Annotated in this window: 11 protein-coding genes and 1 rRNA gene; 4 read left to right on the top strand and 8 right to left on the bottom strand. The window is 40.5% G+C overall.

The genetic code is table 11. The features are described 5' to 3' along the window. Window positions 1-229, bottom strand: a 16S ribosomal RNA gene (locus AAEY80_RS12175); the annotation flags it as partial. A gap of 776 nt (window positions 230-1,005) precedes the next feature. Then, the gene (locus tag AAEY80_RS12170; protein ID WP_101210706.1) at window positions 1,006-1,662 is read right to left on the bottom strand and encodes a DNA glycosylase; all 657 of its coding nucleotides are present in this window, start codon (window positions 1,660-1,662) and stop codon (window positions 1,006-1,008) included. 311 nt (window positions 1,663-1,973) lie between these two features. Between AAEY80_RS12170 and upp the strand changes: the two genes are divergently transcribed. After that, complete coding sequence (gene upp, locus AAEY80_RS12165) at window positions 1,974-2,633, top strand: uracil phosphoribosyltransferase (protein WP_057761878.1); 660 nt, start codon at window positions 1,974-1,976, stop codon at window positions 2,631-2,633. A gap of 73 nt (window positions 2,634-2,706) precedes the next feature. Beyond that, window positions 2,707-3,459: an SDR family NAD(P)-dependent oxidoreductase gene (locus AAEY80_RS12160; RefSeq protein WP_201577770.1), complete on the top strand. Its 753-nt coding sequence runs from the start codon at window positions 2,707-2,709 to the stop codon at window positions 3,457-3,459. Between the two features lie 24 nt (window positions 3,460-3,483). On the opposite strand, the gene AAEY80_RS12155 is transcribed toward AAEY80_RS12160, so the two are convergent. Then, the gene (locus AAEY80_RS12155) at window positions 3,484-4,140 is read right to left on the bottom strand and encodes a hypothetical protein (protein ID WP_201577771.1); all 657 of its coding nucleotides are present in this window, start codon (window positions 4,138-4,140) and stop codon (window positions 3,484-3,486) included. A 236-nt stretch (window positions 4,141-4,376) separates the two neighbouring features. Here AAEY80_RS12155 and AAEY80_RS12150 point away from each other — a divergent pair, with 236 nt between their 5' ends. Beyond that, window positions 4,377-5,345, top strand: coding sequence for an alpha/beta fold hydrolase (locus AAEY80_RS12150; protein WP_201567833.1), 969 nt, complete (start codon window positions 4,377-4,379; stop codon window positions 5,343-5,345). 171 nt (window positions 5,346-5,516) lie between these two features. On the opposite strand, the gene AAEY80_RS12145 is transcribed toward AAEY80_RS12150, so the two are convergent. Beyond that, window positions 5,517-6,218, bottom strand: coding sequence for an IS1 family transposase (locus AAEY80_RS12145; RefSeq protein ID WP_201578331.1), 702 nt, complete (start codon window positions 6,216-6,218; stop codon window positions 5,517-5,519). A 187-nt stretch (window positions 6,219-6,405) separates the two neighbouring features. Between AAEY80_RS12145 and AAEY80_RS12140 the strand changes: the two genes are divergently transcribed. Further along, a complete protein-coding gene (locus AAEY80_RS12140; RefSeq protein ID WP_320158118.1) occupies window positions 6,406-7,164 on the top strand; it encodes an alpha/beta fold hydrolase in 759 nt (252 codons plus the stop codon). Between the two features lie 82 nt (window positions 7,165-7,246). On the opposite strand, the gene AAEY80_RS12135 is transcribed toward AAEY80_RS12140, so the two are convergent. The 4 genes from AAEY80_RS12135 to tyrS form a co-directional block, all read right to left on the bottom strand. Beyond that, window positions 7,247-7,474, bottom strand: coding sequence for a DUF1653 domain-containing protein (locus AAEY80_RS12135; protein ID WP_201566397.1), 228 nt, complete (start codon window positions 7,472-7,474; stop codon window positions 7,247-7,249). Between the two features lie 15 nt (window positions 7,475-7,489). Further along, entirely contained in the window at window positions 7,490-8,035 is a 546-nt protein-coding gene (locus AAEY80_RS12130; RefSeq protein WP_025651559.1) for a DUF4411 family protein, read from the bottom strand. Beyond that, on the bottom strand, window positions 8,035-9,162 hold the full coding sequence (locus AAEY80_RS12125) for an ImmA/IrrE family metallo-endopeptidase (RefSeq protein WP_025651557.1): 1,128 nt from the start codon (window positions 9,160-9,162) through the stop codon (window positions 8,035-8,037). The genes AAEY80_RS12130 and AAEY80_RS12125 overlap by 1 nt, the downstream gene beginning before the upstream one ends. A 94-nt stretch (window positions 9,163-9,256) precedes the next feature. Next, window positions 9,257-10,468, bottom strand: a complete 1,212-nt coding sequence (gene tyrS / locus AAEY80_RS12120) for a tyrosine--tRNA ligase (RefSeq protein ID WP_101211267.1) — start codon at window positions 10,466-10,468, stop codon at window positions 9,257-9,259. Between the last annotated feature and the right edge of the window lie 71 nt (window positions 10,469-10,539).

Genomic DNA, 10,539 nt, shown 5'->3' with positions numbered 1-10,539 from the left:
GCTCATCTAATAGCGAGAGCAGTAAACTGCCCCCTTTCTCCCGTAGGTCGTATGCGGTATTAATACGAGTTTCCCCGTGCTATCCCCCACTACTAGGTAGATTCCTAAGTATTACTCACCCGTCCGCCGCTCGACGCCTGGTAGCAAGCTACCATCGTTTCCGCTCGACTTGCATGTGTTAAGCCTGCCGCCAGCGTTCAATCTGAGCCATGATCAAACTCTTCAGTTTAATCTTGCTATGAAGCTCTTTAAAGAAGCTTCTAAACTTGGCTCATCTAATCTGGCAAAATCGCTAAAAATTATGTTCGTAATGAATTAACTTTGAGTTTTTCTGCTGTCTTAAATGATAATTTTTATAGTTAATAATCTTTCCGAAAAGAAAAGATAGTCAACTTTATTTTTTAGCATTCTGAATCAGCAAAAATCCACACAAGTTGTTCTTTAGTTATGCTTTTAAATAGTGTTCATCTACTGTCGTCCAGTAGGTGATTATATAGGGTGTCTCTTTCACCATTTAGCTCTAATCCCTTGCGGGTTAAGCTATCTAGCGAGCCGACTATCTTATCATAATGATTGGGATTGTCAAGCTTTTTTATAATTTGTTTCAGTAAGTTAGTCAGGTTATTTATATGTAATTTACATATAAGCTTTCCTGCTTTGCCTTAATGAGGTGCGTATTATAGACGCTTTATTTGGTAAGTCAAGAGGTAAATTATTTTATTTTAAAAGTAATTTATTTTGCTGATTCTCCTAAGTGGTAAACCACTTATCTAAACCGCCTTCCCTTTCGACTGGGACGCATTATACTCGGTTTGATATGAGGGTCAAGGGGATTTGTTGGCTATTTTAAAGATTATCTCGCCTTATTATTAATATCTTATATTTATCAGTCAGTTAAGATTAAAAATAGTTTTATCATGATAAGAAATAGCATTTTCTGCTTAAAATCGCTTATTTCTTCTATATAGAAGCTGTCTATATACTCTTCTTTTATACATAACGCTTTTATAGTTTACCTATCTTTTTAAAGAAGTCTTTGTAAGCAGCGACTTTCTTCTCTAACGCCAACGGGTATGCGCGCGAGGTTGACGGCAATCTATATAAGGTAAGATTGTTCACCTCGGCTTTTTTACTATGCTCGTTTTGCCATTCATAAGGATAAGCCATACTTTGATTGGTCTTAGGATATTTGGATTTGGCAGGTGGCTTAGCTAATAAATTGAGCAATACTTCTGTCGCTTTACCGCCAGTGGTAAATAAGGTTTCAACCTTTGGTACTTGTGGCAATATATTATCTAGATCAACTGGGGTGACAACGGTTAAGTTTTTATCTGAGGCATTGCCGGTCTCGCGGATAGCCTGAGTAACGGTAGGACAAGAAGCAATGCCGCGCTCGAACATAAAGGCGCGAATACGCTCAGGGTCAAAGCGCTTTTCATCACCGACTCTGAAATAATCCACATCGTCAAAAAATACCTTGCCATAAATACGCCACATATCATTATAAAAGTTCGGATAATGGAAACTCATGGCCCATTTATCAGCGGTCGGTGGAAATGTGCCCATCATCATCACGGTGGCATCGGGTGGTAACACTGGACCGAACGGATGGGTTTCTACTTCTGCTGCTCGAGCTGCGGACAATATCGAATTATTATCCATTTTATTAGCATTATTATAAGTATTGGATGGTTGTGTAGTCATAAGATTCTTCATCAGAAAAGCGGTTTTTTTGCTATCATAGCAGGCCTAAACACTACTTCATCTATCATGACGCTATTATAGTCAAACATAGTCGGTCTAAATGAAAACAGCCTTGCTACAAATGTCTTTGGCTTACTTTTAATTGAAGCATTAAGCTTACTATTGCTAGGCTAAAGATAGGGTTGAAGTGCGGTAAGTGTTTGTATCTTTTATACTAATAGCAACCGCAGTAACTGCGCAAGCATCAGACCAAAACCAAGAGAGTACTTATGAGTGACTTAAACAGCGATTTAAAAATTACGGTAATCGATCATCCACTAGTCCGTCATAAACTCAGCCTTATGCGCGAAAAAGACTGTAGTACTTATAAATTTCGTACATTGACCAAAGAGCTTGCGCGCTTGATGGCTTATGAAGCGAGCCGTGATTTTGAAATTGAAACTTTTCCAATGGAAGGCTGGTGTGGCGAAATTACTGGTGAGCAAATCATCGGTAAGACGGCGACGATCGTACCGATTTTGCGCGCAGGTATTGGCATGCTTGATGGTGTGCTCGATCTAATCCCTACCGCTAAGATTTCTGTGGTCGGTCTACAACGTGATGAAGAAACGTTGCAGCCAGTACCGTTCTTTGAAAAATTCGTGAGCCACATGGACAAACGTCCTGCACTTATCATCGATCCAATGCTAGCCACGGGCGGATCAATGGTTGCGACCATCGAGATGCTCAAGAAAAATGGCTGTACCAATATCAAAGCATTAGTACTCGTGGCTGCACCTGAAGGCGTACGCTTGGTAAATGAAGCGCATCCTGACGTGACTATCTACACTGCCGCATTAGACAGCCATTTAGATGAGCACGGTTACATCATCCCAGGTCTAGGCGATGCTGGTGATAAGATTTTTGGTAAGCAGTTATCGAATAGATAAGTTGCATTAGGGTAAATAAAGCCGTCATCAAAATTATGGCAACAGCAGACAGCATCAATAATAAGGACAGATTATGAACGTATTGATTACAGGAGCGAGCGCGGGTTTTGGTAAAGCGTTGGCAGAACGTTTGGTTGCTAACGGCCATCGCGTGATTGGTTGCGCCAGACGCCTTGATAAACTGAATGCTTTGGCAGAGACTTTAGGTGAGGCTTTTTTACCCGTGGTTATGGATGTGAGTGATACAGCTGCTATCCCGCAAACCATTGCTGACTTGCCTGATGATTTTAAACAAATCGATGTTTTGGTCAATAATGCAGGATTGGCACTGGGTACAGAGCCTGCTCACAAAGCCAGTCTTGATGACTGGATGCGTATGACTGATACCAATATTAAAGGCTTAATGGCGTTGACTCATGCGGTCTTGCCAGCGATGGTCGCTCGCGATAGGGGTTATATTATCAATGTCGGTTCGATTGCTGGTAGCTGGCCTTACTTTGGCGGTAACGTCTATGGCGCGACCAAAGCCTTTGTCAAACAGTTTAGCTTAAACTTGCGCGCGGACTTAATCGGTACGCAAGTGCGTGTGACCAACCTCGAACCGGGCAATGTCGCAGGCACTGAATTTTCAAACGTGCGCTATCATGGCGATGACGATAAAGCTGCCAAGGTTTATGATGGCTTTAAAACCATGAGCGGTGACGATATTGGCGATATTTTATTGTGGTTGATTGAATCGCCTGCCCATATTAACGTCAATCGCTTAGAAGTCATGCCAGTGGCACAAACTTATAATGGTTTGACGATTGCTAAGCAAGACTCTTAAACGTTTAGCAAAGCGTTTGGCTCATTAACGTAATTCATAATATCGAAGCAACATAGTCTCATCTATGTTGCTTCTTTTTTTGCTGATGACATTCTCTTCATTGACCAAGCGCAACTCCTGAAAATCTAAAATCAGAACCTCATTGCGCGTGCGCTCACTGGTGCGCTTGTTGTGACGTATCGGAAATCCAACTACCTGCCTACCGACGACAGTTATCTGATTAATCACTACTTCTAAATGATTCATGACAGATTTTTGATGAGCGTGCTGCGCATTGATGACTGCTGTAGCAGGATTCACAGTTACGGTTAACAGCTTATCTAAGCGCGCACTTTTTGGCATATTTCCTGCCAAAAACAACGTCTGCGCCAGTGGTAAATACTGAGCATGACGTATCAACTCTCGGCGAAATAACGCTGGCATATCCGCATTAAAACTGTCTTCTGTCTGCCGATAAAAAGCAATAAAGTTGCGCTGCAGATAACCGCCAAATACCGTAAAGTTAATCCACTGTTGATAGATATCATTGGCCAGCAAGTGCTGAGTAAAAGCCTTGGTATCTGGTGTGATATTACCCATTAACATCGCTATCAATAAGCTGTGCGCATCGGTAAATGTCTGCTGCTCCCAAACTTGCGGGTAAAGGCTGCTATCAAGTGATGCCAACGTCGGTATGCTCATAAAGCATCATCCCTTTATTGTTTTATTTCAAGTTTAGATAGTGGCTGTTAATCACAAGCGCCACTTACTGTCTATTCATTTTATGCTATGGTCAGCTTAGCTGTGTTTGATTAATACAAGTTTTATTAGCACAGATTTTACTATAGCAAGCTATCATCGATAAGATAAAAATGTTTTATGTTGAATGTTCAACACGCCCTAATTAATTACAATATATATGACGGAAATACGACGCTATGATGACTAATTTAATGACGTTGCCCAGTCGCTACCAGTCGCGTTACCAGTTGCAAACGCTGACCGTTACTGCTGCCGACGGTACCTCGCTGCCCGTTTCAGTCATTGGTCAAGGTACGCCAGTGCTCATGCTGCATGCCTATGGCATGGATGCCCGCGAGTTCTTACCTTTTATCTTGGCACTAACTGGCAAATATACTTTTTATTTGCCACATCTGCGTGGTTTTGGTGCTGCAAAAGAACTCAGAATGGAAGAGTTTGATTTTGTCCGTCAATATGCGGATGATGCCAATGCTGTGATTGAGCAAATTTGTGAATGGTGTCATGTAGAAGCTTTGCCAGTGGCAGCTATTTCGATGGGCGCGCAAGTTATGTGGGCTTATTTTGAGCGTTTTGGTGCCTCAAGAGTCAGTCGCTATCTTAATATTGATCAAAATCTAGCGATTCATAATCAAGATGACTGGCAAGGAGGACTATTTGGCACACGGCAACAAGAAGTGTTCGATATCTTTCAAGAAGTAATCGATCTGACCTTACCTTATGCAGACTCTAATAGCTTTACCCATCTGCCCTTTGCGCTTAAGCGCCATGCAACCGATGTCGAAAGGCTGTTTTCTTTATTATCCGTTAATCGCACGCGCTCAAAAGCCTTTATACAAACGATGACTCATAAAAACGACCACACACTCGCGCTTTACGACCACAGCATTTGGCATCAAAAAATGCGCTGCTTGCAAGCCTATTTGGTCTTACCTTACGATTTTCGCGGTGCCATAGATAGAGTGACTATTCCTGTGGTCAATCTCATCGGTGGTCGCTCTAAGCTTTATGATCCCAAATGGCAGCAGAAGATTACCCAAATGCTGCCTAACGCCACTGAAGTTATTTTGCCACGCGCGGGTCACGCCATTCCTTTGGATGAGCCGATTGGATTTTATCGAGTGTTAAAGCACTTTTTACAAGAGTAACTGCGCCCTTAAAAGCTCACAAAAAAAACGCTATAACCCACACTAGGACTGTACAACCCTTTATAGTAATGGCTCAAGACTCCTCTTATAATAAAAAGCTGACGTTAGCTGCGTAAGCGCATTAGCGTTAAAGTAAAATATTTTGGTGGTGTTCTAAAAAGTATGCTGGCATTAGACGTAGCCATAATTGACATAAAAGAACACCAAATCAAACACCTTAAAGTGATTATCAAGCTTCTTAGAGAAACAACAGGTTTTTCTAACCGCCCGACGCAATCGGTGTCTAAGACGGCAGTTATTACCTTCAATGCCTACCGTATGAGATTTGCCAACTCGTTTGTGATCAAGTTTAAAGGCGGTTATAAAACTGTCCCAGTTATCCATGCTAATCGAGTCATAGCTGACTGTAAGCTGCTTAAGACGCGCTCTTAACTTCTTAGCCGTTTTTAAGTCACGTCTGCCCCAAACATAAGCAACAATCTCATTGGTAGCACGGTCATAAGCATAAATAAGCCAAACTTTACGCTTTTTGCGATACACGTAAGTCCAGAATTCATCAACCTCTAAGCGTTCATAGTAGCGCTTCTTAGGCGCGATCTTATAAACAGATGAGCCTATGGTACTAAGCACTTTTCCAATACTGACTGAGGCCATAACCGCTATGTCTCTAACACCGCAACCATGAACCGTCATTAGCCGTATTTTATCTTCTATTTGGGAGTGACAACCTTGGTAGGTTAAAGCATGATCACCAATGAATTGACGTTTGCAGTCCTTACACTGGTAGTTTTGCTTACCATAGCTTTTTATGCCATTTTTCTTTAAACTGGGACTGTGACAGTCGGGGCAGCTGATATCTATTTGTGTCTTCATAACCTTAAATATATCATCTTGCTTTGGCTGTCACCCTCCTTTTATCTCCTCAGCATACTTTCTGACACACCACCAATATTTTTAATAATAATTCTAAAAGGAACAATGTATGCCTTACGTTAGCGTTGCACAGCAAGACAATCAAGCTGTCGATTTATATTATGAGGTCTAAGGTAGCGGCAAACCTGTGGTATTAATCCACGGTTGGCCGCTTAGCGGACGATCTTGGGAGTCGCAATTGATGGCGCTCGTTGCAGCTGGTTATCAAGTCATTACTTATGATAGACGCGGCTTTGGTCAATCGTCTAAGCCATGGGAAGGTTATGATTACGATACCTTAGCGCAAGATCTAAAAGGCTTGATGGATGAGCTGGATCTGCAAAATGCTACTATCGTTGGCTTCTCTATGGGTGGCGGCGAAGTCGCTCGCTATCTAGGCAACTTTGGTTCAGAACGCATTAGCAAAGCGGTACTCGCCTCTTCTGTTCCACCTTATCTGTTCAAAGCTGATGATAATCCTGATGGGGTCTTAGCAGAAGCAGATATTCAAGCATTCTTAGATGGCGTCAGCGGCGATCGTATTGCCTTCTTAAACGACTTTACCAAGAATTTCTTTACGCCAGCAGAGGGTAAGCTACTAGTTAGCAAACCAATGCGTTTATATAACCGCGATATCGCCTCGTTTGCTTCAGCAAAAGCGACTTATGATTGCGTTAAATCCTTTGCTTATACCGACTTCCGTGATGATCTGAAGAAATTCGATGTGCCAACCTTAGTTATTCATGGCGATGCCGATCAAATCGTGCCACTTGAAGCTAGTGGTCAACGCTCGCACGATATGATTAATGATAGCCAATTACATGTGGTTAAAGGTGGCCCACATGGCATTAATGTCACTCATAAAGATGAATTTAATAAGGCTTTGATTGACTTTTTAAATAGCTAATGATCATTTGATAGACATAAAAAAGGCGACCTTGATGGGTCGCTTTTTTATTTGCTCAATGGATTTTAACCAAGTTGATTCATTAATCCGCTAATGATTTAATAAGCTCAAAGCGTGGTATGACTTTGCTATCGACTTCAACGGTTTCCGCAAACATGCCTAAAGGTCTGACCCAAACGCCATATTCGCCGTAAAGACAGCGATAAACCACTAGCGGTTCTTCGGTTTCTGAATGCTGCGCGGTATGCAAAACTTGGTAAAGACTGCCTTTATAGTGGCGGTAAATGCCTTGGGGGATGGTTTGGGTCATAAAATCATTTTCTCATTAAATTTTATTGATTCCGAGGTAATTAAATAAATCTAACCATGTATAACATATTATGCTTTTATATTTACATGTATCAGGTATCTTTATGTCACCTACTAATTCTTTAGATATATCTTTGTTAAACCCTTGCTCACTTGTCAAAACACAAGCATTTTTGCTTATAGCAACAGCTATATTAGATAGATCATTACTAATCCCATTAACCTTCTTTAAACGCCTCTCTACCTTCATGTTCTGAAAGAATGGTAATTCTTCAATCATTTGATTTTGTAGAGATAAAAGTTGAGTTTGATATGTCGTCTTTCTTATTACTTCAATGTTGAATGATTTGAAAAAATCATCCAAAACTATAGGTGAATACCCATCGAAAAGCGCTACTCGACCGTAAATTTCCTGTCTAATATCTTCAGAAACGACAAATTTAATAAGTCCAGCAGATATCGAGTTTAAAAGCGAATCCCAAATTGTTTTGAATATTTCAATAGGATAATATCGATAGCAAATATCAATAATAGCATTAGTATCTAAACAGACTCTTATCATCAAGAAAACGCCTTATCTTCTAAGTACTTCAAATCCTCAATACGATTAGGAATTCTCAGCAAGTCCATTGCAGAGTTAATAGTTAGCTCTTCTTTCCAAATAGCTGAAAATACTTGCTGTAAATAAACTTTACCAAAATGATTATATGTGGTGTGTCTCTTCTTAACCCCAAAACCTCCAGAGTTTTCAACTTGAAGGCTTTTTAGGTAGTCTTCAAGCTCTATTTGTTTTACTAAACCTAATTGTTTAAGCTGAATAGCAACAGCTGGTCGACTAGCCTTAGTAACCTTTCGAATTGCTAGTATGTTCTCACTTAGAGATAAGTTCGAAGAGTAATATTTATAGACAATTGAACTAGGGACTAAAACATATCCTGCAACCTCATTACAATAAACCTCTTCAGTATAGTTAGAATATATCAAGTTGCCGTCCAAAGCACTTTGCTTCAAACCTAAATGTACCAGTTCGTGTATTAGAGTAAAAAGTCGACGTGCGGGTGACTGTCCCGTAGTTAAAATCACTATGATAGGTAATTTATCATAGTACAAAGACATACCTTCTGAGCTTAAAGAAGGATTTGATTTCTCTAAAACAATTACATCATTTTTTTCCACTATAGTACGCCAAGACTTATAATAATCAGAGCCTGACTCTAAAAGATTTTCTTCCTCTAAATTTAAGAAATCTATGATTAATTGTGCATCGTGCTGTGCATTACTTCCTAAGAGATTTAAACCAAAATTACTTATATTTTCATCTAAAGACTCATAAATACTTAATAGATTGTCTCTGTCGATATATGCTTCCTGAGCTACTTTTTGGAATTGATAACTTTGCTCTTCATCTTCTCCTGATATATCTTCATACTTATTTCTAAAATCAATGACTTTAGGTAATTCACGACTAATGACTGAATCAAAAGTTAAATAAGAAACTGGTACTAGAAGTATGTCAGCTAATTTATTGAGCTGTTTAATTGTGAAAACATTATTCTCGACCTCAGCACTTTCAATTTTTTTAGAAGGAATGGAGGTTTTTTTGGCAAGCAAATCTACAGATAGCGACATCTGTTGTCGGTAATGACTCAATGCTATTGGAGAATGTCTCACTAATTGACGATTTGTCATAACTTCCTAGAATATCCTTTTAGAGTTAAACAAGGCTATAATTAATATTATAGCCCTATTTTAAATTAAACTTTATAAAAGAATTGTCTTTAACCTAACCCACCGTCACTTTTGCATAAGCCTTTTTACCCGCCTGAATAACAGCAGTCTGACCCGACGTTAAACTAAAGCCTGCATCGACGACTTCACCGTCTACTTTCACCGCGCCACGTTTGACCATGTCTTTGGCGGCTGAGTTGTTTTTGGCAAGTGCTGCTTGGTTCACTATTTGGGTGATAAATAGCGCCTCTTGACCTTCCAAATCCAGCATGATTTCTGGTAAATCAACAGGCAACTCGCCATCAGCAAGCACATTACCTGCTGACTTGTGTGCATTGGCAGCGGCATCAGCATCATGAAAACGCTCAATGAGTTCTTCAGCAAGAATGCGTTTGATCTCTTGTGGATTACGACCGTTTTCCATCTCTGCCATTAAGACTTCGACAGCTTCCATTGGCTTAAAGCTTAAAAATTCAAAATAGCGACGAATCAAAGTATCTGGCATTGAGAGGATTTTTTGGTACATCGTGCCGGGTGCGTCATGGATGGCGACGTAATTATTTAAAGATTTAGACATTTTATTGACGCCGTCCAGCCCTTCTAGAATTGGAACGGTAATACAGACTTGCTGCTCTTGCCCATAACGACCTTGCAGCGTACGACCCATCAACAAGTTAAAAGTCTGATCGGTACCACCAAGCTCGACGTCCGCTTTTAGGGCGATAGAATCATAACCTTGCACTAAAGGATAAAGAAACTCATGGATAGAAATAGGTGTTTGCGACGCATAGCGTTTAGAAAAGTCATCACGCTCAAGCATACGTGAGACGGTTTGCTGGCTGGCCAGCTGAATCATATCAGCGGCTGACATGTCATTAAACCATTCGGAGTTAAAGACCACACGCGTTTTTTCTTTATCTAATATTTTGAATACTTGTTCAGCATAAGTCGTCGCGTTGGCTTTGATTTGCTCGTCAGTCAATGGTGGACGCGTAGAGTTTTTACCAGAAGGATCGCCAATCTTGGCGGTATAATCACCAATTAAAAAATAAATTTCATGACCCAAATCTTGAAAATGCTTGAGCTTATTAATCAAAACCGTATGACCCAAGTGCAAGTCTGGGGCAGTAGGATCAAAACCTGCTTTGATACGTAGCGGACGGTTTAGTTTAAGTTTGGCAACTAAATCCTCTTCAGATAGGATCTCTTGCGTACCGCGCTGGATAAGGGCAAGTTGTTCTTCTAGGGTGTAGGTTTGAGTGGTCATGAGGATCTCTTTATGGTCTTTATTGAAAGGGTAGAGCGTTTGGGCTATTTAGAATTTCGTAGCCAGCAAAA

It is taken from the genome of Psychrobacter sp. 78a-MNA-CIBAN-0178 (assembly GCF_040309625.1).
Taxonomy (GTDB): Bacteria; Pseudomonadota; Gammaproteobacteria; order Pseudomonadales; family Moraxellaceae; genus Psychrobacter; species Psychrobacter okhotskensis.
This window is presented reverse-complemented; position numbering and strand designations above follow the sequence as displayed.